The following is a 24,942-nucleotide window of genomic DNA, read 5'->3' as shown; positions in this document are numbered from 1 at the left end:
CGCGTGAGCGGATTCCTGGCCGGCCTCTGCGTGGCCGTACTCCCGCTGCTCGCCGCCGGGTTCTGGCTCGGGCGGCGCACCGCACGCCCCGAGAGCCTCGGCGGGCTCGGCACACCCGTCGAGCACGCCACCTTCCAGACCCTGCACACCGCCTCCCTCGCCGCACCCCCGCTGCGCGCCGGCCTCACCGGGGAGACGGCCCGCCGCTCGGCCCGCAGACTGCGCACCCTGCTCGGCACCGACGCGCTCTGTCTGGCCGACCAGAAGCAGGTACTCGCCTGGGACGGCGTCGGCGACCATCACCGGGCCGAGATCATGGAACGCCTCGCGGGTCCCCTGGACACCGGCCGCGGCGAGGCGTTCCGGCTCCACTGCGACGCCCCGGACTGCCCGTTGCGCTGGGCGGTGGTCGCACCGCTCACCGTCGACGACCGGGTCCACGGCGCACTGGTCGCCTGCGCGCCGCGCGAGTCCGCCGTCCTCGTCCGGGCCGCCGGAGAGGTAGCCCGCTGGGTCTCCGTCCAACTGGAACTGGCGGATCTGGACCAGTCCCGCACCCGGCTGATCGAGGCCGAGATCAAGGCACTTCGGGCCCAGATCTCCCCGCACTTCATCTTCAACTCGCTCGCGGTGATCGCCTCGTTCGTCCGCACCGACCCCGAGCGCGCCCGCGAACTGCTCCTGGAATTCGCCGACTTCACCCGCTACTCGTTCCGCAGGCACGGCGACTTCACCACCCTCGCCGACGAACTCCACGCCATCGACCACTACTTGGCGCTCGTCCGGGCCCGCTTCGGCGAACGGCTCTCCGTCACCCTGCAGATCGCCCCCGAGGTACTCCCGGTCGCGCTCCCGTTCCTGTGCCTGCAACCGCTCGTCGAGAACGCCGTCAAACACGGCCTGGAGGGCAAGGCTGTGAATGCCGCGGGCAGGAGCCGCATCAGCATCACCGCGCAGGACGCGGGCGCCGAGGCGCTCGTCGTCATCGAGGACGACGGCGCAGGCATGGACCCCGACCTGCTGCGCCGCATCCTCGCGGGCGAGGTCAGCCCCTCGGGCGGCATCGGCCTGTCCAACGTCGACGACCGGCTCCGCCAGGTCTACGGCGACGACTACGGCCTCGTCATCGAGACCGCCCAAGGAGCGGGCATGAAGATCACCGCCCGGCTGCCGAAGTACCAGCCGGGCGTGCACTCGGCGAGCCGGCGCAGTGAGCAGTAGGGCGCGTCAGGTGCTGCGCGTGGCCACCATCCCCAGGGTGATGAGCCCCAGCACGACCCAGCCGAACCACAGCCAGCCGTTGCTGCCGAGCGCCACCGTGTAGGCCGTCACCACCACCAGCCCGCCGACGGTGATCACCCCCATGGTCTTCGTGGAACCGGGCATCGCGACACCCTCCTCATGGTCCGTCCCCCTCCATGGTGCCTCCGTTCTGCTTCCGCACGGCGCACACGACGAAATGAGTGCCCGACTTCCACGGTCCCTCACTGGTCCAGGAGGCGGCCTGGTAGACCGACGGATCGAAGCCGTAGTCGGCCGGCGGGACGTCCCGCGCGCACGCCGCGTCCGACCGCGTGCGCGCCTGGGCCAGCGTGACGTCCGCACCCAACCGGGTGAATCCGAGCACTTCCTGATCGTGCTTTCCGGCGCAGGAGACCAGGCTCGCCGCCCGGTTCGAGGGCACGTCCAGACAGTCCCGCTTCTGCATGGTCGACGTGTCCGCGAACGCCGAGCCGAGGGTGCGGTGGCTGCCGAGCGGCCCGTAGACCGGCCCGTGCGCGCCCAGCACCAGACAGGCGGTGCGGTGTCCGGCCGCGTCGAAACCGGCATCGGTCGGTACGACGGCGTAGCCCCGCACGTCCGCGAGCTTCTCCCGCATCTCCTGCGTCCGCTGCGCACACCGGTCCGCAGCGACCTTCCGAGCCTCGCCGGCGGACGCGGTGGACACGAACGCCATCACCTGACCGTCCGGCACCGTGTTCCGGCAGCCGGCGTCCACGGCGAGCCGTGGCGTCCCCCGGAAGAGGTGTCCCCCCGGCCAGTCGGCGGTGACACAGTCGCCGTCCTTGAGCGGCGCGGCGAGCCCGACGGCCGTGCCGTACGGCGGGCTGTTCCTGCCCGTGCCCTTGCCGGGCGGCTGGTGGGCCATCGCGTACCAGACACCGCCCAGGGCGAGAGCGAGCCCGAGCAGCCCCGCCAGGACGGACTGGAGGACCCGGGGCCTGGGCCGTCGGCGTCGACCGGCGGGGGAGGGCCGGGACGCCGGAACCCCGTATCCGTCCGGCGGCGAGGCCTGCGTCGGCACCGCCACGGGCACCGGTGCGGGCCGGCCCTCCCAGGGCGACTCCGAACCCAGGTCCGTCTGCGTCCTGGCGTACGCCTCCGCCTCGGCCTGCGGCGTCACGATCCGCGACAGCGCCGCCTCCGCCTCCGCCGCCGGAATCCGCCGTAGCGGATCCTTCTCCAGCATCGCGTGGAGCACCGGTGCCAGCGCGCCCGCGCGGGCCGGTGGCAGCGGGTCCTCCATGACCACGGCGGTGACCTCGGCGAGCGGTGACTCGCGGGCGAAGGGACCGTGGCCCTCGACGGCGTGGTACAGCGTGCAGCCCAGCGAGAACAGGTCGGCCGCGGCCGTCGGCGGCCCGCCCGTGGCCCGCTCCGGCGCCAGATACCCCGCGGTGCCGACCAGCACGGACGTCAGCGTGTACCGCGTCTCCCCGGCGTCCGGCTGCACCGAGATGCCGTAGTCGGTGAGCAGGACCCGGGCGTACGGCGAACCGGCGCGGTCCGGCGCGAGCAGGATGTTCGCCGGTTTGACGTCCCGGTGCATCACGCCCCGCTCGTGTCCGGCGGTCAGCGCGTCGAGTACGGCGAGTCCGACGCGGGCGCACTCCGCGGGGGCGAGCGGGCCGTGCCGGGCGACCAGGTCGCGCAGGTCGACGGCGTCCGCCACGTACTCCATGACGATCCACGGCAGCCCGTCGTGTTCCAGCACGTCGTGGACGGTCACCACATGGGGGTGGCCGCGCAGCCCCGCCGCGTGCCGGGCCTCGGCCTGGGCGCGGGCGACCCGGGCCTCCCGCTCGGCGTCGGCGAAGGCCGGGTTGCTGAACACGATCTCCTTGAGCGCGACTTCACAGGCCAGCCGCTGGTCATGTGCGAGCCACACATGTCCCATACCGCCACTGCCCAGCCGGTTCAGCAGCAGATATCGGCCGGCGATGACCCGGCCCACGCCCGATGTCGGCGATCCCTGAGGCATCCGGTGTCCCCCTCCCGGTTCCGCGTCATGTCTCGGTCGTGCTGGGGGTGCCGGTCACGGGGTCTCTGGTGACCGGCTCACCGGTGACCGGCACACCGCTCGTCACGGGGGCGCTGCCGGTGACGGGCGCACCGCTCGTCGCGGGCGCCGCGCTGGTGGTGACCGGTGCGCTCGTCACGGGCGCGCTGGTCACCACCGAGGGCGAACCGGGCGTAGGAGAACGGGTCGTAGGAGAACTGCCCGGTGGCGAACTGCTCGGCGGCGGCTTGCTCGTGGGTGAGGACGGGGGCGGAGACGAGGGCGGTGAGGCCGGCGGCGAGGAGGTCGTGGGCGGTGCCGCCGGAGACGTGGAGGGCGGTGCCTTGGACGTCGGCGGGCCCACTGTCGGTCCGGAGGTCGTCGGAGCCGGGGTAGTGGGCGTCGCTCCACCGCTCGTCCCGCCGGACACCGTCAGTGTCACGTACTGCCCGAACCGCAGCTCGGTCCCCGCCGGCGGATCGGACGCGGTGACCCGCGCGTCGTCGGACGGCGCCGCGCTCCCTCCGTACCCGACGGCCAGCCCACTGCTCACCAGTTGCCGCCACGCCTGGCCGAACGTCGCGCCCATGAGGTTCGGCACTGCGTGCTGCCGCCGGGTGTCGAAGGTGGTGTCGTGCCTGCCCGTCGTACCGACCGGACGCGTGATGCCGCGGTCGGGATCGTCGACGTCCACGAGGGCGAGCCGCTCCATCTGCCGGGGCGCCGGACGCACGGCCACCACAGAGGACGGCTCATATCCGTGCCACTTCTTGTTGCCGTCCGCGAACTTGACGGAAATCCTCCCCGCGTCGCCCTTGAACGGGCGCAGCGGATTTCCGCACGAGCACTTCGCGGCGGGTTCCCCCTGCTCGTCGACGAGAATCGCGATTCCCGCCTGGAGAAGGGAGTTGTAGGGCGTGGCCTTTCCCTTTTTGTAGTCGTGGTTCTGTACGAGAGTGTCGTGACGCAGGAGTACGGGTGTGAGCCGGTCGAGATAGCCCGGGATCTCGTCCGTGGTGATACCGAGCACGGACGACCACGCCACCGCCTTCCGGTGGTTCGCGGGATCGGTCAGGAACCTCTTGAGCTTCGCCACGTCACAGATGGTCGGCTGCCTGGTGCCACCGTACAGACCTGGCGTGTCCCCCTGCTGCAAGGTGCCCCGCACCGGCATCGAGCGGACCTCGGTGTCGTGGCCCAGACCCTGTTTCTCGTCGAAGAAAGGCGCGAGCGACGGAACTCCGACCGCGACCGCCTTTATGGCGAACGTATGTGCGCCCCCGCCGCATCCACTCACGACCAGGACGCAGACGAGCAGCACGGCGATCCTGCGGATCACCGAAATTCCGGTCCTTTGCACAACCGCACGAAATGTCATTACCGCTCCCCCCGGTCGCGGTTCCCCCATCGCGCTTTATGCTACTGAACGAAATTTCCGTTCAGTGAGCCGCGTGCGTTCAATTGCCTCGTGTGTTCAATGAGGCCAAATAGGCGTTGTACGCCTCGAGTTCCTTGTCGCCGTCCCGGTCGGCGGCCCTGTCCTGCCGCTTGGCCTGCCGCTGCTCCGAGCTGTACCACTGGAACAGCAGGGCGATCAGCACCAGCACGGAGGGGATCTCGCTGAACGCCCAGGCGATACCGCCGGCCGCGTTCTGGTCGGAGAGCGCGTCGATGCCGAGCGAGGCGGGCGGGCGCTTGAACGTCTCGACCATCGGCTCCGACGCCATCATCAGCGCGATGCCGAAGAACGCGTGGAACGGCATCCCGGCGAACAGCTCCAGCATCCGCATCAGATAACCGGGCCGGTTCGGCCCCGGGTCCACTCCCATGATCGGCCAGAAGAACACCAGGCCCACGGCGAGGAAGTGCACCATCATCGCGATGTGCCCGGTCTTCGAGCCCATCAGGAAGTCGAAGATCGGCGTGAAGTACAGGGCGTACAGGCTCGCGATGAAGAGCGGGATCGTGAACGCGGGATGCGTGACGATCTTCATGTACCGGCTGTGCAGGAACATCAACAGCAGCTCGCGCGGCCCCTTACGGCCCCTGGCAGCGGGCGGCAGCGCCCGAAGAGCGAGCGTGACCGGGGCGCCGAGCAGCAGGAGGATCGGCGACAGCATGCTGATGATCATGTGCTGCACCATGTGCACGCTGAACATGACCATGCCGTAGTCGTTGAGCTTGGTGCACATCACGAGCCCGACGGTCAGCACACCGATGACGTACGAGATCGTCCGCCCCACGGGCCACGAGTCCCCGCGCCGCCGCAACCGCACGACCCCCCAGCCGTACAGCCCCAGCCCCACCAGACAGGCCGTGAGGAAGAACGGGTCGGCCGACCACTCGAGCCCCCGCCCCAACGTGAACGGCGGCAGATCCATGGTCATGCCGTGCCCGCCGTGATCCATCGGACGGCTCCTGATTCGTGGGGGTTGTGCAAGTCTGTCCGCACACAGACTAGAACTGCCCCCGGTCACGATCATGACCGGGGGCAGCTTCGCTCACGTACGGGCTACAGGACGCACTCCGCCTCTTCGTAGCGATCGGCGGGCACGGTCTTCAGCGTCTCGACGGCCTGGGCTAGCGGCACCATCACGATGTCGGTCCCCTGAAGCGCGGTCATCTTCCCGAACTCGCCCCGGTGCGCGGCCTCCACCGCATGCCACCCGAACCGGGTCGCGAGGACACGGTCGTACGCGGTCGGCGTACCGCCACGCTGGACGTGCCCGAGGATCACCGGCCGCGCCTCCTTGCCGAGCCGCTCCTCCAGTTCGAGGGACAGCTGCCGCGCGATCCCCGCGAAACGCTCATGGCCGTAGACGTCCTTCTTGCCCTCGTCGAACTCCATGGAGCCCGCGCGCGGCTTCGCGCCCTCGGCCGCGACGACGATCGCGAACCGCTTGCCCGCCGCGAAGCGCTCGCCGACGCGTGCGGCCAACTCCTCGATGTCGAAGGGGCGTTCAGGTACGACGATGGCGTGCGCGCCGGCCGCCATGCCGGAGTGGAGCGCGATCCAGCCGGTGTGCCGGCCCATGACCTCGACGACGAGGACGCGCTGGTGGGACTCGGCGGTCGTCTTGAGCCGGTCGAGCGCCTCGGTCGCGACACCGACGGCCGTGTCGAAGCCGAAGGTGACGTCAGTGACCGCGATGTCGTTGTCGATGGTCTTGGGGACGCCGACGATCGGGAGCCCGGCGTCGTACATCAGCTTGGCGGCCTTGAGCGTGCCCTCGCCGCCTATCGGGATGATCGCGTCGAGGCCGAGCTCCTCGACATGGCCCCGGGCCCGCTCCACGCCGTCCCGCAGATGGGAGGGCTGGACACGGGAGGAACCGAGGATGGTGCCGCCGCGAGCAAGGATGCCGCTCACCGCGTCGAGGTCGAGCTTGAGGTAGTCGCACTCCAGGAGGCCCTTCCAGCCGTCCCGGAAGCCGATGACCTCGTCGCCGTGGTCCACGACGGCGCGGTGCACGACGGACCGGATGACGGCGTTCAGGCCGGGGCAGTCGCCGCCGGACGTGAGGACACCAATGCGCATAGCCCGAAGAACCTTCTCAACGTGGGCCGAAACCGGACCACGTTGTCCGGTATGAACCCCGCCACCCTAACGGCAGGAGGGGGCGGGGCCGTAGCGAGCGTCCGCCTGCTGGACGACCCCGCTCACCTGCGCGGACTTGCCGTCAGGCGGGCTGGTTTCCGGCATCCGGAGCGGAGATGTACTGCGGGTTCAGGCAGGCTGCTGAGCTGCGGCGATGCGCTCGTTGCGGAGCGCCTCGTACCAGCGGTCGTCGATCGGGGGCAGCGCGTTCACGTCGAGGGCCAGCTTCAGCAGCAGGTCCGCGATCAGCGGGTTGCGGGCGAGGACGGGCCCGTGCATGTACGTACCGAACACCGTGTCGTTGTACGCGCCCTCGGTGCCGTCGCCCGTGCCGTTGCCCTTGCCGAGCCGCACCTGCGCGAACGGGCGCGCGGAGGGGCCGAGGTGGGTGACGCCCTGGTGGTTCTCGAAGCCGGTCAGCGGGGGCAGGCCAAGCCGCGGGTCGATGTCCCCGAGGACGTCACCGACGCACCGCTCGCCCTCGCCGCGCACCGACACCACGTCGAGCAGACCGAGGCCGGGCTCGCGCTGGCCGAGGTCGTTGATGAACTCGTGGCCGAGGATCTGGTAGCCGGCACAGACCGAGAAGACGATCGCGCCGTTGCCGATCGCCCGGTGTAGGCCGCCGTCCCGGCGCAGCCGCTCGGCCGCGAGCCGCTGCGGGCGGTCCTCACCGCCGCCGATGAGATAGATGTCGCCCGAGGTCGGGATCGGCTGGTCGCTGCGCACGTCCAGCCGGGCCACGTCGAGGCCGCGCTGCCGCGCCCGGCGTTCCACGACCAGGGCGTTGCCCTGGTCGCCGTAGGTGCTCAGCAGGTCCGGGTAGATCCACACCAGACGCAGCTGGTTGTCGCTCATGGTCAATTCGTCCTCTGAGTCTCAGTTGCCGACGCGGCGGCGCAGGTCCTGGAACGCGGTGTAGTTCGCGATGACCTCGATGCGGCCGGGCGGGGCCTGCTGCACGGCCTGGTCGAGGTTGTCGCAGACCTGGAAGTGCTGGTTGGCCACTTCCAGTCGGACCGCGAGGTCCAGCTTGCGGTCGCCGATGACGAAGATGGGGTGGCCGGTCAGTCGCGTGTAGTCGACGTCCCACAGCCACGAGGTGTCGGTGCCGTCGGCGCCGCGCGCGTTCACCGAGAGGATCACCGGGGTCGGCGGCGGATCGATCAGGCTGAACGTTTCGAGCCAGCCCGCCGGGTTCTTCGCCAGCAGCAGCCGCAGGTCGCGCTGCATGAACTGGACGACGTCGTAGCGCCCGGCGACGGCCTGCACGCGGTACATGCGCTCCAGGGCGACCTGCGGCGGCACCCCGAACACGGCGGCGACGGCGGCGGAGGACGCGGCGTTGGCCTTGTTGGCGCGTCCCGGGAGCTGGAGGTGGATCGGCCAGGCGGACCCGTGCGGATCGAGCACATGATCCCCGGAGAGTGCCCAACTCGGCGTGGGCCGCCGGAATCCGCACTCGCCGCAGAACCAGTCGTCACCGGGCCGCTGCATCACGCCACCGCACGAAGGACACGACCAGGCGTCGTCCTTCCACATCTGCCCGGCGGCGACCCAGATCACGTTGGGGGAGGAGGAGGCGGCCCACACGACCAGCGGATCGTCCGCGTTCGCGACGACGACGGCCTTCGAACCGGCAAGCCCCTCACGCCAGTTCTCCGCGAGCATGCGGGTCTCGGCCGCGCGGTCCAGCTGGTCGCGGGAGAGGTTGAGCAGCGCGATGCACTTGGGGTCGGTGTCCCGGGCGACGCCGGCGAGGTACTTCTCGTCGACCTCGATGACCCCGAACTTGGCGTCCGAGCCGCCGGCCAGCGCCGAGGTGATACCGGCGGGCATGTTGGCACCGAGCGCGTTGGACACGACGGGACCGGCGGCCCCCAGCGCTTCGGCGATGAGCCGCGTGGTAGTGGTCTTGCCGTTGGTGGCCGAGACCAGGGTCACATCCAGGCTCTGTGCGAGCCGGGCGAGGAGGTCGGGGTCGAGTTTGAGTGCCACTCGGCCGCCGATCACCGATCCGCTGCCCCGCCCCGCGGCACGCGATGCCGCCGCGACCGCCTTGCCCGCCGTCACGGCCAGCTTGGCCCGCGGCGTGAGCGGGTCCGAGTTGCCTGCCATCAGTTCTCGATCCTCCTTGCGTACGCGCCGCGCCTCTGCCTCCGGCAACGTGGTGTGGACCTCAGCCTATCGAGATCCTTATCGGTGCCCGAACCGCGGCACCGTGAACCCCTCGTGGCGGGCGTGCGCCGTAGAGAACCGTACCCTTGCGCCCATGCGATACGGCTCCATCCCGGGCGCCCACGGGCGAGTCCGTCCCCTCACCCTGCTCGGCGACCCTCTCCTGCATGCCCCGTGCGAGGAGGTGACGAACTTCGGCCCCGAACTCGCCCGTCTCGTGGAGGACTTGTTCGCGACGATGTACGCGGCCCAGGGCGTGGGCCTCGCCGCGAACCAAGTGGGCGAATCCTTGCGGGTGTTCGTCTACGACTGCCCCGACGACGAGGAGGTCCGCCACCTCGGCCACATGGTGAACCCGCGCCTGGTCGAGACGGACGGTGTGGTCCTGCGGGGCCCGGAGGGCTGTCTGTCCTTGCCGGGCCTGGAGGCGGGAACGGAGCGCTACGACCATGCCGTGGTCGAGGGGTTCACGGTGACCGGCGAGCCGATCACGGTGCACGCGACGGGTTGGTTCGCGAGGTGTCTGCAGCACGAGTACGACCACGTGGAGGGCAAGGTGTACGCGGACCGCGTGACGGGCTGGCGCCGAAGCCGCTTGATGCGGCAAGCGGCCCGAGCTTCATGGCACCGGTGAGTTCAGGTCTTTTCTTCAGGGACGCGGGGAACTGCGCGACCAGCCCCCACCGGCCCGCACTCTGAATACGGCCTCAGAACCCCGGCCCACCGACTTTGTCACCGGCGGCAGCCAACCGCCCCCACAGCAGATCGGCCAGACTCCGCACCAACTCCGCCCGAGAACAAGGCCGTTCCCCCAGCCACCAGTCCCCGGCCGCGTGCATCATCCCGACGATCCCATGTCCCCACACCCGGGCCAGCTGCTGGCTGTTGGGCCCGAGATCCACCCGCTCCTCGATGACCTGGGCGAGTTCCTCCCCCATCCGCCGAAGCAGCGGAACCGAGTGATTCCCCGTGTCGAACCCATGGTCCGCGGTCTGCCCACCCTCGACGGGATGCATCAGGAACCGGTACACCTGAGGCAGCGCCTCGATCGCGGCGAGGTACGTGTCGAGCGTCGCCTCGACCCGTTCGCGCCGCTCGGCGGGTGCGTCCAGCGCGGCCCGCAGGGAGGACAGCAGCGCGTCCGTGTGCCGCTTGGCCAGCGCCGCGTACAGTCCGCCCTTGTCGCCGAAGTGCCGGTACAGGATCGGCTTGGTGATGCCGGCCTCCGCCGCGATCGCGTTCATCGACGCCTGTGGGCCGTCACGCAGCACCACCCTGTCCGCGGCCTCCAGCAGCTCGCGCCGCCGGCGGTCGGCGGACCGTTGCTGATCGGTCCACTGCGTGGTGTCCATGGTCTCTCCCCACCCGTGCTGAATCGGTAACGCCTGCGCAAACTAACACTCAACGTGCCACACACCTCGAACGGGCTGCCGAGACGTCATCGGGAGTTGACTTTCCTACCCGTCGGTAACAGACTCTGTCGTTACCGCAAGTAACATGCTAGTGCGCTGCTGGAGGAGTCATGGCCGAGTTCACCATGGAACTCAACGACGAACAGAAGGAGGTGCGGGACTGGTTGCACGGCTTCGCCGCCGATGTCATCCGCCCCGCCGCCGCCGAATGGGACGAGCGTGAGGAGACTCCCTGGCCGGTCATCCAGGAGGCCGCGAAGGTCGGCATCTACTCCCTGGACTTCTACGCCCAGCAGTACTTCGACCCCACCGGCCTCGGCATCCCGATGGCCATGGAGGAACTGTTCTGGGGCGACGCGGGCATAGCCCTCTCCATAGTCGGCACCGGCCTGGCGGCCGTCGGCGTCCTCGCCAACGGCACCGAGGAGCAGATCGGCACCTGGATCCCCCAGATGTACGGCGACGCCAACGACGTGAAGGTCGCCGCCTTCTGCTCCTCCGAGCCCGACGCCGGTTCCGACGTGGCCTCCATGCGCACGCGTGCCGTCTACGACGAGGCCAAGGACGAGTGGATCCTCAACGGCACCAAGACCTGGGCGACCAACGGCGGTATCGCCAACGTCCACGTCGTCGTCGCGGTCGTGGACGCGGACCTCGGCTCCAAGGGGCACGCCTCCTTCATCGTCCCGGCCGGCACGCCGGGTCTGTCCCAGGGGCAGAAGTTCAAGAAGCACGGCATCCGCGCCTCGCACACCGCCGAGGTCGTCCTGGAGAACGCGCGCGTCCCCGGTTCCTGCCTGCTCGGCGGCAAGGAGAAGCTGGACGAGCGCCTCGCGCGTGCCCGTGAGCGGGCCAAGGCGGGCGGCGGCGAGCGGGTGAAGAACGCCGCGATGGCCACGTTCGAGGCGTCCCGCCCGGCGGTCGGCGCGATGGCGGTGGGCACGGCCCGCGCCGCCTACGAGGTCGCCCTCGACTACGCGAAGACCCGCGAGCAGTTCGGCCGCCCGATCATCGACAACCAGGGCGTCGCCTTCCAGATCGCCGACATGCGTACGTCCATCGACGCGGCCCGGCTGCTGGTGTGGCGCGCGTCCTGGATGGCGGTCAACGGCAAGCAGTTCACGGCGGCCGAGGGCTCGATGTCGAAGCTGTTCGCCAGCGAGACCGCGAAGAAGGTGACCGCGCAGGCGATCCAGATCCTCGGCGGGAACGGCTACACGCGCGAGTATCCGGTCGAGCGGATGCACCGGGATGCCGCGATCTACACGATTTTCGAGGGCACTAGTGAGATCCAGCGGCTGGTGATCGCGCGGACGCTGTCGGGAATGCCGATTCGTTGAGTTTCGGGTGCGCGCCCGGTGGGGGCCGGGCGCGCAGTTCCCCGCGCCCCTTCAGGGCGCGCGTCAGCTCCGCCACTCCTCGGCGAGCAACCCGAAGATCACCTCGTCGACGAACTCGCCGTTGACCCACGCGGCACGGCGGAGTCGCCCCTCCTGCGCGAACCCGGCGCGGGAGGCGGCCCGGATCATCGCCGTGTTGTCGGCGAGGGTCTCCAACTGCAGCCGGTGCAGTCCGCGGACGGTGAAGCCGTAGGTGCACAGCACCTCGACGACATCGACGGCGAGTCCGCGGCCACGGAACCCCGGCCGCAGCGACATGCCCAGGTGGGCGCTTCTGTTGTGGGTGTCGATGCCCCACAGCCCCGCGGCCCCCGCCAACTCGTCGTTGTCGAGGGAGACGACGGCGAAGGGGGCGGCATCGTCGTCAGGCTCGGTGACCGCGAAGGGCGAGGCCTCGGTGCCCGGTGAGACAGGGCGCCAGGGCCGTGAGTCCGCTCGCGATCTCGTCGCCACGTCGTCGTACAACTCGGTGTGCAGGACCGGGACATCGGACTCGTGCCGGGCCCGGAGCCCGATCTTGGTTCCTCGCAGCATGGACTGTTCCTAGCCGACCCGCTCGGCGCCGATCAAGCCGATTACCGTCCGCGCCGGAGGGTCAGCGGTGCTTGAGGGGCGTCAACTGCTCGATGTCGTACCGCGCCCGCAGCTCCTCGATCGCCGCGTGATCCGGTGGCCCCCCGCCCCCGAGGATCTCCAGCAGCTCCTCGAAATACCGCTCGTGATCCGGTGGCGGAGACGCCTGGAAGAACATCTTCGCGGGCGTCTCCGTCGGATTCGCGAACGCGTGCGGACACCCGGGCGGTACGACGATCACCGTGCCCGGCGTCGCCCGTACCACCCGGGTGCCCGAACTCGACTCCCAGCGCTGCCAGTTGTCAGGGGTCCGGATGCGCGGCTCGAAGGCGAGCACGTCCAGCTCGCCTTCGAGCACGTAGAACAACTCCTCGCTGCGCGTGTGCACATGGGCCCCGACGTCGAACCCCGGCGGCACCACCACCTCGAAGGTGGACGCCGTCCGCGAGTGCGAGCCGGTCACCTTGAACGTCACGTGCTGCGCGGGTGTCTGTACGATCCGGCCGTGCCCCGGCGGCACGAGCAGCCCCTCCGTCGCCGTCATCGGCACCTCACCACGTCACGGGCAGTGCCTCGGGACCGCGGATCAACGCGCCCTTCTTGAACGGCACTTGATCGGCCGGCACCGCGAGCCGCAGCCCCGGCAACCGGTCGAGGAGCGCGTCCACCAGCAGCTCGGACTCCATCCGCGCCAGCATGTTGCCGGGACAGAAGTGCGGGCCGAAGCCGAAGGAGACGTGCGGGTTCGGGCTGCGCGAGAAGTCGATCTTCTCGGGGTCGGGGAAGACGTCCGGGTCGCGGTTGGCGGCCAGGTACGACACGTACACCGGGTCGCCCGCCCGCATCCGTACCCCGCGGATCTCCACGTCCTCCATGGCGATCCGGGACAGCCCGACCGCGTTGCGGTGCGGGATGTAGCGCAGCAGTTCGTCGATGGCCTGGGGCCTCGACTCCGGCTCGGCGCGCAGTCGTTCGACGAGATCGGGGCGGGTCAGCAGCAGATAGAACATCTGCCCGCTGTTGTTGGTGACCGCCTCGCCGCCGATCTGCAGCAGCACCGCGAGCCCGACCGCCTCCTCCAGGGTCATCTCCTCCCGGCCCACGGCTCCGCCGAGCAGCGAGGCGACGTCCTCGCCGTCACTGCCCTCCCGCAGTCCGATGAGATCGCCGAAGTAGGCGCCCATCTCCTCCTTGGCCCGCTCGCTGACCTTGGCGCCGTGCGAGGAGGACAGGATGAGCTGGGTCCAGGTGTGCATGCCGTGCCGGTCGGCCGCCGGGACGCCCATCAGCTCGCAGATCACCGCGATGGGGAAGGGGCTCAGCACGGTCTCGGTGAGATCGGCGGGCGGTCCGTCCTGGAGCAGTTCGTCGACCAACTCGTCGAGCAGCAGCCGGCATTGCTCCCGCACCCGCTCCACCCCGCGCGCCGTGAACGCCGGGGCGACCGAGCGCCGCAGCCGGGTGTGGTCCGGCGGGTCGAGGAAGCCGACCGCGCCGCGGGCCGGGATGAAGTGCGGGGCGAGCCGGGTCACCGGCTGGTCCATCACCGCCTCGCGGCTGAAGCGGGGGTCGTTGGTGACCATCCGCACGTCGTCGTGGCGGGTGACCAGCCAGGCCCAGCCCTCGCCGTTGGGCAGCTTGATCCGGTTGACCGGACCCTCCCGCATCAGCTTGGCGAGGACGGGGTCGAAGTCCACCCCGGTCAGGTCGAGGGCCGGCCAGGGCCTGACCGGGGGCAGGGTCTCGGTGAGCGTCTCTTCAGTCATGCCGTACTCAAGCCGTCTCTCGGTCGTCGTCGTGCCAGCGGCCCAGGGCCATCTCGGCGGTGATACCGGGTCCGAACCCGGCGAGCAGTCCGCGCGCCCGGTGTTCGGCGCCGCCCTCGTCGAAGAGCCGGCGCAGCGCGTCCAGGACGACGGCGCTGGCGATGTTGCCGTACTCGGTGAGGGTGGCCCGGCTGAACCGGAACGCGTGCGGGTCGACCTGCAGGAACTTGCTCAGGTCGTCGAGTATTCGGGGCCCGCCCGCGTGGACTATGTAGAAGTCCAGGTCGGCAGCGTCCCAGCCGTGCAGTCCCGCGAGGTCCTGGAGCGCCGGTGCGAGGGGCTCCATGGTGGCCGGCACCCGCTTGTCCAGCAGGAAGTGGAAGCCGGTGGCCCGGACGTCGTACATGATCCACTCTTCGGTCTTGGGGATCAGGTACGAGCCGTTGCGTTCGAGCTGGATGCCCGTGCCACCCCGCCCGCGCACGACCGCGGCGGCGATGCCGTCGCCGAACAGCCCGTTGGACAGCAGGGAACCGATGCCGAGGTCGGTCGGCTGGTAGCACAGCGAGCAGAACTCGCAGGCCACGATGAGCGCGTTGGCGTCCGGGTACGCCGTGCAGAAGTCGTGCGCCCGGTTGATCGCCGCTCCGCCGGCCGCACAGCCGAGCTGGGCGATCGGGATCTGCCGGGTGGTGGACTCGAAGGCCATCTCGTTGATCAGCCAGGCCGTGAGCGAGGGCATCATGAAGCCCGTGCACGAGACGTAGATGATCACGTCGATGTCGGTGGTGAGGAGCTCGGCCTCGTCGAGCGCGCGCTGCACGACCGCCGGGACCCGGGCCTTCGCCTCGGCCGTGTAGATCTTGTTGCGGTCCTCGAACCCGGGGTGCTTGAGGGTCTCCTCGATGGGCTGCACGATGTGCCGGGTGCGCACACCGGTGTTCTCGATCAGCCGGAGGGCCAGCGGCAGGTTGGGGTGGTCCGCGTGACGGGAGCGCGCCAGCTCCAGCGTCTCCTCCATCGTGATCACGTGCTCGGGAACCGACACCGAGGGCTTGCACAAAGTCGCCATGAACCGTCCCTGCTTTCGCCTTCCGGAAGGCCTTCGCCCGCCGGTCAGAAGGTGGTTCACCTCAGAGGGTGGTGCACCCACGATCACCCTTGAGGGCGACGATCTCTCGGTGGACTACTCCAATTCAGGGACCCTGTGCAAAGGTCGGATCAGTATCCGGACCCCGGCCGATTGAGGACGCGATGACCACCAACCCTTTGGTAGCCCGGATCGAGACCGGCGCCGCACCCCTGGAAACCCTCGCAACCCTGGCTCTGGAACAACACCGGGTGATCCCCGCCGACCGCCGCGCCTTCCTGCATCTGGCGCAACGCGAGACAGTCACTCCGGAGGCGGCCGACTTCTTCGATTTCCTGGCGGAGGGGGAGGCGATGGCGGGGGAGCGGCTCATCGCCTTCGCGGAGGCGTGCGGTGTGGACGAGGCGCGGTTGCGTACCTACGAGCCGCTGGCGGGCTGTCAGGCCTATCCGGCCTACGTCGCGTGGCTGGCTCTGAACGCCGAACCGACGGACGCAGTGAGCGCATTGACATCCAACTTCGCGGAATGGGGCGGCTATTGCGCGACGATCGCGGGTGCGCTGCGCGAGCACTACGCCTTCACGGACGAGGCCTGCGGGTTCTTCGATCTCTTCGCACAGCCGTCACCGGAACTGGATGAGAAAGCGGCGGCAGCGGTGCGTGCGGGCCAGGTCAACGACGAACTGGTTGGGCGCTACAGCCGCATGCTTCAGCACTACGAGGCGAGCTTCTGGTCCACGCTCAGTGATCCCGCCTAGGGGCGCGGGGCTGTGTCAATTTGCGGCTCCGCCGCGTGGGCGCGACAAGCCACGACGCACCCGCACCCGCCCGACTACGACGACCCCCCACTGCTGTGGGCGATACAAGCCACGTCGATCCGGTCGGCCAACTTCGCCAACTCGATCGTCAACGCGGCCACCGTGTCCTCGTCGAGCCCCTCTTCCCCGGCCTCGACAAGATGCAGCCAGCGACCGCCCACTGTGCGGAGCAGCTTGCTGACATCCGCCGCAGCCACCTGCAAGGTCCCGCGGTCGTCGACGATCAGAGGCAGAGTCACTTCGCGGTTCACACAGGGGATCGTAGCCGCGGAACGCTCACGCTCCGTGCCATACCGTGGTGATGTTGCAGAACTCCCGGATTCCGTGCGCCGAGAGTTCCCGTCCGTACCCGGACCGCTTCACCCCGCCGAACGGGAACGCCGGATGGGACGCGGTCATCCCGTTGAAGAACACCCCGCCGGCCTCCAGATCCCGTACGAACCGGTCGACCTCGCCCTCGTCCCGTGTCCACACGTTGGAACTCAGCCCGAACGGCGTGTCGTTGGCGACGAGGACCGCCTCGTCGAGGTCGGCCACCCGGTACAGCGTGGCGACGGGCCCGAACGTCTCCTCGCGGTGGATGCGCATCTCGCGGGTGATGTCGGCGAGGACGGTCGGCGGGTAGTACCAGCCGGGCCCGTCGGGCCGCTCGCCGCCGCACAGGACGGTGGCGCCGCTCTCCACGGCGTCGTCGACGAGTTCCTCCAGATCGCCGCGGCCCTGTTCGCTCGCGAGCGGTCCGACCTCGGTCTCCTCCGCCAGTGGATCACCGACAGTGAGCGCCTTCATGCCGGCCACGAACCGTTCGGCGAACGCGTCGAAGACGTCCGTGTGCACGATGAACCGCTTGGCGGCGATGCACGACTGGCCGTTGTTCTGCACCCTGGCAGTCACGGCGATCTTCGCGGCCCGGTCGATGTCGGCGGACGGCATGACGACGTACGGATCGCTCCCGCCCAGCTCAAGCACCGTCTTCTTGACCATGTCCCCGGCCACGGACGCCACCGCCCGCCCGGCGGGTTCGCTGCCGGTGAGGGTGGCCGCCTTCACCCGCTCGTCGCGCAGGATCTCCTCGACCGCGCCGGAGCCGATCAGGAGGGTCTGGAAGGCGCCCTCGGGGAAGCCCGCGCGGTGGAACAGGTCCTCCAGGCAGAGGGCGGTCTGCGGGACGTTCGAGGCGTGCTTGAGCAGTCCGACGTTGCCCGCCATCAGTGCGGGTGCCGCGAAGCGGACGACCTGCCACAGCGGGAAGTTCCACGGCATCACCGCGAGCACCGGGCCGAGCGGCCGGTAGCGGACCAGCGCCCGCGAGGCACCGGAGTCCTTCACGTCGGAAGCGGCGGGCTCCTCGTCGGCGAGCAGCTCCTGCGCGTGATCGGCGTACCAGCGCATCGACTTCGCGCACTTGGCGACCTCCGCGCGGGCCTGCTTGACCGGCTTGCCCATCTCGGTGGTCATGATGCGGCCGATGTCCTGCTGGTCCTCGTCGAGCAGGTCGGCGGCCCGGTGCATGAGCCGGGCGCGCTCGGCGAAGGCGGACGTCCGGTAGGTGCGGAAGGTTGCCTCGGCGAGCCGGAGCCGGCGTTCGATCTCCTCGTCACCCATGGCCTCGTACGTCTTGAGCGTCTCGCCGTTGGCCGGGTTGACCGTCGCGATGGGCATGGCTGACCTCCTGGAGCGGGCTGTGCTTCGACCTTCCCGCGTGGCGGGGAAGGCCGCAACGCGTACGGGCCTGCTCAGTGCGAGTGCTCCGCCAGCCGGTCGAGAAACGTGGCCTGCGCCTTGACGACGACGGCCCGCGCCCGTTCGAGGCCCATCCACTCGACCCGGTCCAGCTCGGGGAACTCCTGGACCTGCCCGGACTTCGGCGGCCACTCCATCCGGAAGGTGCCGGGCACCATGGCCGCCGGGTCGAGATCGGCTTCGATGGCCCACGCGGTGACGACCTTCCCGTTGGTCTGCCGCACCTCGCCGAGCTCGATCGCCTCGCCCTCGGGCGGCGTGAGCCCCAGTTCCTCCTGGAACTCGCGCCGGGCCGCGTCCCAGGCGGTCTCGTCGGGCTCGTACTCGCCCTTGGGCACACTCCACGCCCCCGCGTCCCGTCGTGCGAAGAACGGGCCGCCCATATGCCCGAGCAACACCTCCAGACCGTGATCGGTGTGCCGGAACAACAGCAGCCCGGCGCTCCGCTTCCCCGTCCCGCTCACGGCTTCACCTCCGGGTGTGCGGCCAGCAGTGTCTCCACGGTGTCGGCCTCCTCCGGTCGTTTGTCCTCGCGATAGCGCACGACGCGGGCGAAGCGGAGCGTGACGCCGGCCGGGTAGCGCGTGGACTTCTGCAGGCCGTCGTACGCGATCTCTACGACGAGTTCGGGCCGTACGGTCACCACGTGGCCGTCGCTCTTCACGGCCAGCTCCTGGAGGCGCTCGGTCTGCCAGGTCAGCACGGCGTCGGTCATGCCCTTGAAGGTCTTGCCGAGCATCGTGAAGGAGCCGTCGGGGTTGCGGGCGCCGAGGTGGAGGTTGGAGAGCTTGCCGGTGCGGCGGCCGTGGCCCCACTCGGCGGCCAGCACGACCAGGTCGAGGGTGTGGACGGGCTTCACCTTCAGCCAGGAGGCGCCCCGGCGGCCCGCGCTGTAGGGGGCGTCGAGGCCTTTGACGACGACTCCCTCGTGGCCGCGTCGCAAGGTCGCGGCGAGGAAGGCCTCGGCGGCGGGGACGTCGTCCGGGCCGGAGACGAGCGTGCGGCGGACGCGCATCGGTTCCGGTACCAACCGGGCCAGTTCCGCGTGCCGTTCGGCGAAGGGGAGGTCCAGCAGATCGCGGCCGTCGACGGACAGCGCGTCGAAGAACACGGGGGAGACGGGGACGGTCTCCGCGGCCGTGGCCACGTCCACCCGGGAGCCGGCCCGGCCCGCCGTCTCCTGGAAGGAACGGGGTCGCCCGTCCTCGTCGAAGGAGATGACCTCGCCGTCCAGGATGAACCGCTCGCTTCTCAACTCCTGGGCCGCGGCAGTGAGTTCGGGGAGTCGGTCGGTGATGTCGTCGAGGGTGCGGGTGTAGAGCCGTACGGTCTCGCCGTCCCGGTGGACCTGGACACGGATGCCGTCGAGCTTCTCCTCGACCGCACAGCCGCCCAGTTTCCCGACTGCTTCGGAGACCGAGGAGGCGGTGTGCGCGAGCATCGGCAGGACCGGGCGGCCCACGGTCAGCCGGAAGCGGTCGAGGGAGGCGGAGCCCTCGGCGAGGAGGGCCTCCGCCACCGTCTGGAGCGAACCGGACAGCATGACCGCCCGCCGTACGTCCGCCGGAGGTGTGCCGGTCGCCTCCGCCAGTCCCTCCACGGCGACCGCGTCCAGCGCGCCCTGCCGGACCTCGCCGGTGATCAGACCGAACAGGAAGCGCTGCTCGTCGGCGGTGGCCGCGCCCATCAACTCACCCACCAAACGCGCCCGCTCGGCCTGCGAGCCGGGGCCCGACACCTTGCCGAGAGCGGTGAGACGGGCGTCCACCCCGCGCACGGTCAGGGTGGGTTCCGCGGCCGGTGCGACCGACTGGCTCAGCACCTTCCAGCCGACGCCGAGCCTGCCCTGTGGCAGCCGGCCCGCCAGATACGGGATGACGATCGGGACGTCGTCGGCCTCCGCGTCCCGGAAGAGCTCCGCGAGCAGGGCGATCTTCCGGGACCGCGCCGAGGTGGCGGCGACCTCCTGGGACACATGCGCGAGCCGGGTCAGCAGCATGCAGCCATCGTGCAACGGAGGCGGGCGGTCTACACCCGGACGCCTACACCCGGATGCCGGCGTCGAGATCGGTCATCAGCAGTTCCCCGTTGATCGTGGCGCCCGCGCGATAACCGGCGGAGGCCGCGTTCACGACCTGTTCGCCGAAGCCCATCGCGTTGCCGACCGCCCACACCCCGGGCACGGTCGTCTGGCCCGTCGGGTCGACCACGGGGTACGCGCCGAACGGGGTCTCCTGCATTTCGGCGCCCAGCTTCTCCAGAAGGCCGGTCTGCGGGATCGCGCGGGGTCCGACGAACACGGCCTCGCGGGGGTGCGTGGTGCCGTCCGTGAGGCGGACGCCGGTGAGGCGGTCGTCCTCGACCGTCAGTCCCGCGACCTCGCCCGGCACCACGGCGACCCCGGCAGCCGCCAGCCTGCGCAGGTCGTCGTCCGTCAGCTCGGACTCGGCGACGGCGTGCAGGAACAGGGTCACGTCCTTGGACCACTGCGAGACCATCAGTGCCTGGTGCACGCTCATCGGTGCCGTCGCGAGCACGCCGAACGCCTGGTCGCGGACCTCCCAGCCGTGGCAGTACGGGCAGTGGATCACGTCCCGGCCGAAACGCTCGGCTACTCCGGGGACGGCCGGCAGTTCGTCCTTGAGACCGGTCGCGATCACGAGCCGCCGTGCGTGCACGGTCTCCCCACCGGCCAGCGTGACCGCGAAGCCACTGGTGACGCCGGTGACGTCGACCACCCGGTCCCGGACCAGCTCGACGCCGTAGCGCGCGATCTCCTCGCGGCCGAGCGCCAGGAACTCGGCGGGTGACATGCCGTCCCGGGTCAGATAGCCCTGCATGTGCGCGGCGGGCGCGTTGCGTGGTTCGCCGGCGTCGACGACCAGTGTGCGGCGCCGGGACCTGCCCAGGACCAGCGCGGCGGAGAGCCCGGCCGGGCCGCCGCCGATGACGACCACTTCGTAGGTCCCGGTGTGTGTCTCGGTCATGGTGACCACCTCCACCCCCGAAGGTCGCCCCACCCCTGCCGTATTGACAAACGTGTTTGCCGAAACTGCAATAACGGTCATGAGCGACGACACGGACGAGGTCCTGGCGGAGGTCGGCCCGCGGCTGCGGCGGATCCGGAAGGAGCGGGGCGCGACCCTCGCCGGGCTGTCGGAGACGACAGGCATCTCGGTGAGCACGCTGTCCAGGCTGGAGTCCGGGCTGCGCAGGCCCAGCCTGGAGCTGCTGCTCCCGATCGCGCGGGCCCACCAGGTGCCGTTGGACGAACTCGTGGGGACACCGCCGGTGCGCGATCCCCGGGTGCGGTCCGAGCCGATCCAGCGGCACGGCCGCACCTACTGGCCGCTCACCCGTCAGCCGGGCGGACTCCAGGCCTTCAAGGTGCTGGTGCCGCAGCGGCAGGAGGAGCCCGATCTGCGGACGCACGAGGGCTACGAGTGGCTGTACGTGATGTCCGGGCGGCTGCGGCTCGTGCTCGCCGAGCATGATGTGGTGCTCGCGACCGGGGAGGCCGTCGAGTTCGACACGCGGGTGCCGCACTGGTTCGGGTCCACGGGGGAGGGGCCCGCGGAGTTCCTGAGTCTGTTCGGGCCGCAGGGGGAGCGGATGCATGTGCGGGCGAAGCCGCGACGGGCGTGAGGTCTCGCTACGGTTCGTGACGCACGCGACTGTTCCCTGATCGGCAAGCGACCGCTTAGTATGCGACCGAGCCCGGTAAGACAGAGCAGTCCGTGGAGGCCCCGCATGCAGGCATGGCAAGTGCACCAGAACGGCGAGCCGAGTGAGGCGATGCGCCTGGAGGAGGTGCAGCAGCCGACACCCGGTGACGGCCAGGTCCTGCTGAAGGTGCGTGCCGCGAACATCAACTTCCCGGACGTGCTGATGTGCCGCGGGCACTACCAGGTCAGGCCGCCGCTGCCGTTCACGCCGGGCGTGGAGATCTGCGGCGAGACCGAGGACGGCCGCCGCGTGATCGCCAACCCCGCGCTGCCGTACGGCGGTTTCGCCGAGTACGCCGTCGCGGACGCCGCCGGACTGCTGCCCGCGCCCGAGTCGCTGGACGACGCGGAGACGGCCGCGCTGCACATCGGCTACCAGACGGGCTGGTTCGGCCTCCACCGGCGCGCCCACCTGGAGGCCGGCGAGACGCTCCTGGTGCACGCCGCCGCGGGCGGGGTCGGCAGCGCGGCCGTGCAGCTCGGCAAGGCGGCCGGTGCCACCGTCATCGGTGTCGTCGGCGGCGCCGACAAGGCCGTCGTGGCACGGGAGTCGGGCTGCGACGTCGTGATCGACCGGCGTACCGAGGACGTCGTCGCGGCCGTCAAGGAAGCCACCGGCGGGCGCGGTGCCGATGTGATCTACGACCCGGTCGGCGGCGACGCCTACACCCAGTCCACGAAGGTCGTCGCCTTCGAGGGCCGGATCGTGGTCGTGGGCTTCGCGAGCGGCACCATCCCGAGCCCGTCGCTCAACCACGCCCTGGTGAAGAACTACTCGGTCCTGGGCCTGCACTGGGGCCTGTACGCCACCAAGAACCCGAAGCTGATCCTCCACTGCCACGAGCAGCTCACCGACCTCGCCGCCCGGGGTGTCATCAAGCCCCTGGTGAGCGAGCGCGTGCCGCTGAGCGGCGCCGCAGCCGCCGTGCAGCGGGTCGCCGACGGCGTCACGACCGGCCGGGTCACGATCCTGCCGTCGCTGGAGAACGGAGCCGCCGCATGACCATCGACGCAGCTGAACTCAAGCGCCGCACGGCCGAGTTGCTGGCCGCGCACCCGCCCCTGGAGACCGACCGCCTCGACTTCCTCAAGGCCCGCTTCGACGCGGGACTGGCCTGGGTCCACTACCCGGAGGGCCTCGGCGGACTCGGTGCCCCGCGCGCTCTCCAGGCAGTCGTGGACGCCGAGTTGGAGGCCGCGGGCGCCCCCGACAACGACCCGCGCCGGATCGGCATCGGCCTCGGCATGGCCGCGCCGACGATCCTGAAGTACGGCACGGAGGAGCAGAAGCAGCAGTTCCTGCGGCCCCTCTGGGTCGGCGAGGAGGTCTGGTGCCAGCTCTTCAGCGAGCCGGGCGCCGGGTCCGACCTGGCCGCGCTCGGCACGCGGGCGGTACGGGAGGGCGACGGCTGGATCGTCAACGGGCAGAAGGTGTGGACGTCCAGCGCCCATCTCGCCCGCTGGGCCATCCTCATCGCGCGCACCGACCCGGACGTGCCCAAGCACGCGGGCATCACCTACTTCGTCTGCGACATGACCGACCCCGGCGTCGAGGTCCGGCCGCTGCGCCAGATCACCGGCGAGGCCGAGTTCAACGAGGTCTTCCTCACCGATGTCCGCATCCCCGACGCCCACCGCCTCGGCGAGGTCGGCGACGGCTGGCGGGTCGCGCAGACCACGCTGATGAACGAGCGCGTCTCCATCGGCGGCATGCGCATCCCCCGCGAGGGCGGCATGATCGGCCCGGTCGCCGAAACCTGGCGCACCCGCCCGGAGTTGCGCACCCACGACCTCCACCAGCGCCTCCTCAAGCTCTGGGTCGAGGCCGAGGTCGCCCGGCTCTCCGGCGAACGGCTGCGCCAGCAGCTCGTGGCGGGCCAGCCCGGTCACGAGGGCGCCGGCATGAAGCTCTCCTTCGCCCGCCTCAACCAGGAGATCAGCGGCCTGGAGGTCGAACTCCGGGGCGAGGAAGGCCTGTTGTACGACGACTGGACCATGCGCCGACCGGAACTCGTGGACTTCACCGGCCGCGACGCCGGCTACCGCTACCTCCGCTCCAAGGGCAACAGCATCGAGGGCGGGACCAGCGAGGTCCTGCTGAACATCGTCGCCGAACGCGTCCTGGGCCTGCCGGCCGAGCCGCGCACCGACAAGGACGTCGCCTGGAAGGACCTGGCCCGATGACAGATCTTCTCTACTCGGAGGAGGAAGAGGCGCTGCGCGCCGTCGTCCGGGACCTGCTCACCGACCACTGCGACGCGGCGAGCGTCATCGCGCGCACCGAGTCGGACTCTCCGCACGACCTGTCCCTGTGGAAGTCCCTCGCCGACGGCATGGGCCTCGCCGGCCTCCTGGTGCCCGAGGCGCAGGGCGGCCAGGGCGCCACACACCGCGAAGTCGCCGTTGTACTGGAGGAGTTGGGCCGCGCGGTCGCCCCCGTCCCGTACCTCACGAGCGCGGTCGTCGCCACCGAGGCACTGCTGGAGTGCGGGGCCGAGGACCTCCTCGCCGAGCTGGCGTCCGGGCGCAGGATCGGTGTCCTCGCCGTCTCCCTGAGCGTCGCACCGGGCGCCGTCCACAAGGCAGTACGGCTCGAAAACGGTTCCCTGCACGGGGAGTTGACCGGGATCGCGGACGCAGCCGCCGCCGATGTGCTGCTGGTGCCGGGCGAGGACGGCGGCCTGTACGCCGTCGACGCGGGCGCCGTGACGCTCGTACCGCAGGTGTCCCTGGACCTCACCCGGCCGCTGGCGCGCGTGGTGCTCGACGGGGCCGCGGGACGCCGGATCGGCGACGCGGCGCCTGCCGTACGGCGTGCGCTGCGGGCCGGGGCCGGGATGCTCGCGTCCGAGCAACTGGGCCTTGCGGACTGGACGTTGACGGAGACGGTCCGGTACCTCAAGGAGCGCAAGCAGTTCAACCGGCCGGTCGGCGGGTTCCAGGCGCTCAAGCACCGGCTCGCGCAGCTGTGGCTGGAGGTCGTCGGCCTGCGGGCCGCCGCACGCAACGCGGCCGACGCCCTCACGACCGGTGAGGACACCGAGGTGGCGGTCGCCGTCGCGCAGGCCTGCGCGGCTTCCGTCGCCGTCCACGCCGCCGAGGAGGCTGTGCAGTTGCACGGCGGCATCGGCATGACGTGGGAGCACCCCGCCCACCTCTACCTGAAGCGGGCCAAGGCCGACTCCATCGCCTACGGCACGGCGGGCGCCCACCGCGAGGCACTGGCGGAACTGGTCGATCTGCGCGCCCCCTGACCACCGGCCGACCATCCGGTGAAGCCCGTCCCACCTGGGGCGGGCTTTTCCGTGCGCTCCCGCCGAAGGAGTGAACAAGCGCGGACGGTCCGGCCAACTCCTGGC

Annotated in this window: 25 protein-coding genes; 8 read left to right on the top strand and 17 right to left on the bottom strand. The window is 70.5% G+C overall.

All coding sequences use genetic code 11. The annotated features are described in order from the left end of the window. Positions 1 to 3 precede the first annotated feature (3 nt). Positions 4 to 1,221, top strand: a complete 1,218-nt coding sequence (locus AB0I51_RS38695) for a histidine kinase (RefSeq protein ID WP_362983072.1) — start codon at positions 4 to 6, stop codon at positions 1,219 to 1,221. Between the two features lie 6 nt (positions 1,222 to 1,227). On the opposite strand, the gene AB0I51_RS38690 is transcribed toward AB0I51_RS38695, so the two are convergent. From AB0I51_RS38690 to AB0I51_RS38660, 7 genes are all read right to left on the bottom strand, one after another. Next, positions 1,228 to 1,386, bottom strand: a complete 159-nt coding sequence (locus AB0I51_RS38690; RefSeq protein ID WP_019070924.1) for a hypothetical protein — start codon at positions 1,384 to 1,386, stop codon at positions 1,228 to 1,230. 13 nt (positions 1,387 to 1,399) lie between these two features. Next, positions 1,400 to 3,262 (bottom strand): septum formation family protein, encoded by a 1,863-nt coding sequence (locus AB0I51_RS38685; protein ID WP_362983071.1) that lies wholly within the window; start codon positions 3,260 to 3,262, stop codon positions 1,400 to 1,402. Between the two features lie 25 nt (positions 3,263 to 3,287). Further along, entirely contained in the window at positions 3,288 to 4,619 is a 1,332-nt protein-coding gene (locus AB0I51_RS38680; protein WP_362983070.1) for a PASTA domain-containing protein, read from the bottom strand. Between the two features lie 118 nt (positions 4,620 to 4,737). After that, on the bottom strand, positions 4,738 to 5,688 hold the full coding sequence (locus AB0I51_RS38675; RefSeq protein ID WP_362983069.1) for a cytochrome c oxidase assembly protein: 951 nt from the start codon (positions 5,686 to 5,688) through the stop codon (positions 4,738 to 4,740). A gap of 104 nt (positions 5,689 to 5,792) precedes the next feature. Beyond that, on the bottom strand, positions 5,793 to 6,818 hold the full coding sequence (locus AB0I51_RS38670) for a 6-phosphofructokinase (protein WP_362983068.1): 1,026 nt from the start codon (positions 6,816 to 6,818) through the stop codon (positions 5,793 to 5,795). 189 nt (positions 6,819 to 7,007) lie between these two features. Continuing rightward, entirely contained in the window at positions 7,008 to 7,736 is a 729-nt protein-coding gene (locus AB0I51_RS38665; RefSeq protein ID WP_019070919.1) for a glutamine amidotransferase, read from the bottom strand. A 21-nt stretch (positions 7,737 to 7,757) separates the two neighbouring features. Beyond that, the gene (locus AB0I51_RS38660; protein ID WP_359610374.1) at positions 7,758 to 8,996 is read right to left on the bottom strand and encodes a MurT ligase domain-containing protein; all 1,239 of its coding nucleotides are present in this window, start codon (positions 8,994 to 8,996) and stop codon (positions 7,758 to 7,760) included. A 154-nt stretch (positions 8,997 to 9,150) separates the two neighbouring features. Between AB0I51_RS38660 and def the strand changes: the two genes are divergently transcribed. Then, a complete protein-coding gene (gene def, locus AB0I51_RS38655) occupies positions 9,151 to 9,690 on the top strand; it encodes a peptide deformylase (RefSeq protein ID WP_362983067.1) in 540 nt (179 codons plus the stop codon). Between the two features lie 73 nt (positions 9,691 to 9,763). Here def and AB0I51_RS38650 read toward each other — a convergent pair whose 3' ends face one another. After that, positions 9,764 to 10,408, bottom strand: coding sequence for a TetR family transcriptional regulator (locus AB0I51_RS38650; protein WP_362983066.1), 645 nt, complete (start codon positions 10,406 to 10,408; stop codon positions 9,764 to 9,766). Between the two features lie 170 nt (positions 10,409 to 10,578). Between AB0I51_RS38650 and AB0I51_RS38645 the strand changes: the two genes are divergently transcribed. Beyond that, positions 10,579 to 11,808 carry an acyl-CoA dehydrogenase family protein gene (locus tag AB0I51_RS38645; RefSeq protein WP_359610369.1) on the top strand — a complete coding sequence of 410 codons (1,230 nt, stop codon included), beginning with the start codon at positions 10,579 to 10,581 and terminating at the stop codon, positions 11,806 to 11,808. A gap of 63 nt (positions 11,809 to 11,871) precedes the next feature. Here AB0I51_RS38645 and AB0I51_RS38640 read toward each other — a convergent pair whose 3' ends face one another. The 4 genes from AB0I51_RS38640 to AB0I51_RS38625 form a co-directional block, all read right to left on the bottom strand. Further along, entirely contained in the window at positions 11,872 to 12,402 is a 531-nt protein-coding gene (locus AB0I51_RS38640; RefSeq protein ID WP_362983065.1) for a GNAT family protein, read from the bottom strand. A gap of 61 nt (positions 12,403 to 12,463) precedes the next feature. Further along, the gene (locus AB0I51_RS38635) at positions 12,464 to 12,985 is read right to left on the bottom strand and encodes a cupin domain-containing protein (RefSeq protein ID WP_019070914.1); all 522 of its coding nucleotides are present in this window, start codon (positions 12,983 to 12,985) and stop codon (positions 12,464 to 12,466) included. A gap of 7 nt (positions 12,986 to 12,992) precedes the next feature. Then, a complete protein-coding gene (locus AB0I51_RS38630; RefSeq protein WP_362983064.1) occupies positions 12,993 to 14,207 on the bottom strand; it encodes a cytochrome P450 in 1,215 nt (404 codons plus the stop codon). 7 nt (positions 14,208 to 14,214) lie between these two features. Continuing rightward, a complete protein-coding gene (locus AB0I51_RS38625; RefSeq protein ID WP_362983063.1) occupies positions 14,215 to 15,279 on the bottom strand; it encodes a type III polyketide synthase in 1,065 nt (354 codons plus the stop codon). Between the two features lie 182 nt (positions 15,280 to 15,461). On the opposite strand from AB0I51_RS38625, the gene AB0I51_RS38620 reads away from it, so the two are divergent. Next, positions 15,462 to 16,055 (top strand): transcriptional regulator, encoded by a 594-nt coding sequence (locus AB0I51_RS38620; protein WP_362983062.1) that lies wholly within the window; start codon positions 15,462 to 15,464, stop codon positions 16,053 to 16,055. A 74-nt stretch (positions 16,056 to 16,129) separates the two neighbouring features. Here the strand turns inward: AB0I51_RS38620 and AB0I51_RS38615 are convergent, their stop codons facing one another. The 5 genes from AB0I51_RS38615 to AB0I51_RS38595 form a co-directional block, all read right to left on the bottom strand. Continuing rightward, complete coding sequence (locus AB0I51_RS38615) at positions 16,130 to 16,366, bottom strand: DUF6213 family protein (RefSeq protein WP_317880821.1); 237 nt, start codon at positions 16,364 to 16,366, stop codon at positions 16,130 to 16,132. Positions 16,367 to 16,391: 25 nt separating this feature from the next. After that, positions 16,392 to 17,777 (bottom strand): NADP-dependent succinic semialdehyde dehydrogenase, encoded by a 1,386-nt coding sequence (locus AB0I51_RS38610; protein WP_362983061.1) that lies wholly within the window; start codon positions 17,775 to 17,777, stop codon positions 16,392 to 16,394. Between the two features lie 74 nt (positions 17,778 to 17,851). Further along, on the bottom strand, positions 17,852 to 18,322 hold the full coding sequence (locus AB0I51_RS38605) for an NUDIX domain-containing protein (RefSeq protein WP_362983060.1): 471 nt from the start codon (positions 18,320 to 18,322) through the stop codon (positions 17,852 to 17,854). Continuing rightward, positions 18,319 to 19,857 (bottom strand): ATP-dependent DNA ligase, encoded by a 1,539-nt coding sequence (locus AB0I51_RS38600; protein WP_362983059.1) that lies wholly within the window; start codon positions 19,855 to 19,857, stop codon positions 18,319 to 18,321. Before AB0I51_RS38600 ends, AB0I51_RS38605 begins: the two co-directional genes overlap by 4 nt. Positions 19,858 to 19,900: 43 nt before the next feature. Next, complete coding sequence (locus AB0I51_RS38595; protein ID WP_362983058.1) at positions 19,901 to 20,845, bottom strand: NAD(P)/FAD-dependent oxidoreductase; 945 nt, start codon at positions 20,843 to 20,845, stop codon at positions 19,901 to 19,903. A 79-nt stretch (positions 20,846 to 20,924) separates the two neighbouring features. Here AB0I51_RS38595 and AB0I51_RS38590 point away from each other — a divergent pair, with 79 nt between their 5' ends. From AB0I51_RS38590 to AB0I51_RS38575, 4 genes are all read left to right on the top strand, one after another. After that, complete coding sequence (locus AB0I51_RS38590; RefSeq protein ID WP_362983057.1) at positions 20,925 to 21,503, top strand: XRE family transcriptional regulator; 579 nt, start codon at positions 20,925 to 20,927, stop codon at positions 21,501 to 21,503. Positions 21,504 to 21,608: 105 nt separating this feature from the next. Continuing rightward, on the top strand, positions 21,609 to 22,586 hold the full coding sequence (locus AB0I51_RS38585; protein WP_362983056.1) for an NADPH:quinone oxidoreductase family protein: 978 nt from the start codon (positions 21,609 to 21,611) through the stop codon (positions 22,584 to 22,586). Further along, positions 22,583 to 23,767: an acyl-CoA dehydrogenase family protein gene (locus AB0I51_RS38580; RefSeq protein WP_362983055.1), complete on the top strand. Its 1,185-nt coding sequence runs from the start codon at positions 22,583 to 22,585 to the stop codon at positions 23,765 to 23,767. The genes AB0I51_RS38585 and AB0I51_RS38580 overlap by 4 nt, the downstream gene beginning before the upstream one ends. Beyond that, positions 23,764 to 24,837 carry an acyl-CoA dehydrogenase family protein gene (locus tag AB0I51_RS38575; RefSeq protein ID WP_362983054.1) on the top strand — a complete coding sequence of 358 codons (1,074 nt, stop codon included), beginning with the start codon at positions 23,764 to 23,766 and terminating at the stop codon, positions 24,835 to 24,837. Before AB0I51_RS38580 ends, AB0I51_RS38575 begins: the two co-directional genes overlap by 4 nt. The last annotated feature ends 105 nt before the right edge of the window (positions 24,838 to 24,942 follow it).

Source organism: Streptomyces sp. NPDC050549, from assembly GCF_040655035.1.
Lineage (GTDB): Bacteria > Actinomycetota > Actinomycetes > Streptomycetales > Streptomycetaceae > Streptomyces.
The sequence above is the reverse complement of the archived record's forward strand: the minus strand, read 5'-3'. Positions and strand labels throughout refer to the sequence as shown.

Coding starts and splice junctions, on each gene's coding strand:
- def (WP_362983067.1), top strand. CDS start 9,151: ATGCGATACGGCTCCATCCCGGGCGCCCACGGGCGAGTCCGTCCCCTC.
- AB0I51_RS38675 (WP_362983069.1), bottom strand. CDS start 5,688: ATGGATCACGGCGGGCACGGCATGACCATGGATCTGCCGCCGTTCACG.
- AB0I51_RS38645 (WP_359610369.1), top strand. CDS start 10,579: ATGGCCGAGTTCACCATGGAACTCAACGACGAACAGAAGGAGGTGCGG.
- AB0I51_RS38595 (WP_362983058.1), bottom strand. CDS start 20,845: ATGACCGAGACACACACCGGGACCTACGAAGTGGTCGTCATCGGCGGC.
- AB0I51_RS38690 (WP_019070924.1), bottom strand. CDS start 1,386: ATGCCCGGTTCCACGAAGACCATGGGGGTGATCACCGTCGGCGGGCTG.
- AB0I51_RS38640 (WP_362983065.1), bottom strand. CDS start 12,402: ATGCTGCGAGGAACCAAGATCGGGCTCCGGGCCCGGCACGAGTCCGAT.
- AB0I51_RS38580 (WP_362983055.1), top strand. CDS start 22,583: ATGACCATCGACGCAGCTGAACTCAAGCGCCGCACGGCCGAGTTGCTG.
- AB0I51_RS38600 (WP_362983059.1), bottom strand. CDS start 19,857: ATGCTGCTGACCCGGCTCGCGCATGTGTCCCAGGAGGTCGCCGCCACC.
- AB0I51_RS38665 (WP_019070919.1), bottom strand. CDS start 7,736: ATGAGCGACAACCAGCTGCGTCTGGTGTGGATCTACCCGGACCTGCTG.
- AB0I51_RS38575 (WP_362983054.1), top strand. CDS start 23,764: ATGACAGATCTTCTCTACTCGGAGGAGGAAGAGGCGCTGCGCGCCGTC.
- AB0I51_RS38610 (WP_362983061.1), bottom strand. CDS start 17,777: ATGCCCATCGCGACGGTCAACCCGGCCAACGGCGAGACGCTCAAGACG.
- AB0I51_RS38590 (WP_362983057.1), top strand. CDS start 20,925: ATGAGCGACGACACGGACGAGGTCCTGGCGGAGGTCGGCCCGCGGCTG.
- AB0I51_RS38685 (WP_362983071.1), bottom strand. CDS start 3,262: ATGCCTCAGGGATCGCCGACATCGGGCGTGGGCCGGGTCATCGCCGGC.
- AB0I51_RS38635 (WP_019070914.1), bottom strand. CDS start 12,985: ATGACGGCGACGGAGGGGCTGCTCGTGCCGCCGGGGCACGGCCGGATC.
- AB0I51_RS38660 (WP_359610374.1), bottom strand. CDS start 8,996: ATGGCAGGCAACTCGGACCCGCTCACGCCGCGGGCCAAGCTGGCCGTG.
- AB0I51_RS38625 (WP_362983063.1), bottom strand. CDS start 15,279: ATGGCGACTTTGTGCAAGCCCTCGGTGTCGGTTCCCGAGCACGTGATC.
- AB0I51_RS38620 (WP_362983062.1), top strand. CDS start 15,462: ATGACCACCAACCCTTTGGTAGCCCGGATCGAGACCGGCGCCGCACCC.
- AB0I51_RS38630 (WP_362983064.1), bottom strand. CDS start 14,207: ATGACTGAAGAGACGCTCACCGAGACCCTGCCCCCGGTCAGGCCCTGG.
- AB0I51_RS38650 (WP_362983066.1), bottom strand. CDS start 10,408: ATGGACACCACGCAGTGGACCGATCAGCAACGGTCCGCCGACCGCCGG.
- AB0I51_RS38585 (WP_362983056.1), top strand. CDS start 21,609: ATGCAGGCATGGCAAGTGCACCAGAACGGCGAGCCGAGTGAGGCGATG.
- AB0I51_RS38670 (WP_362983068.1), bottom strand. CDS start 6,818: ATGCGCATTGGTGTCCTCACGTCCGGCGGCGACTGCCCCGGCCTGAAC.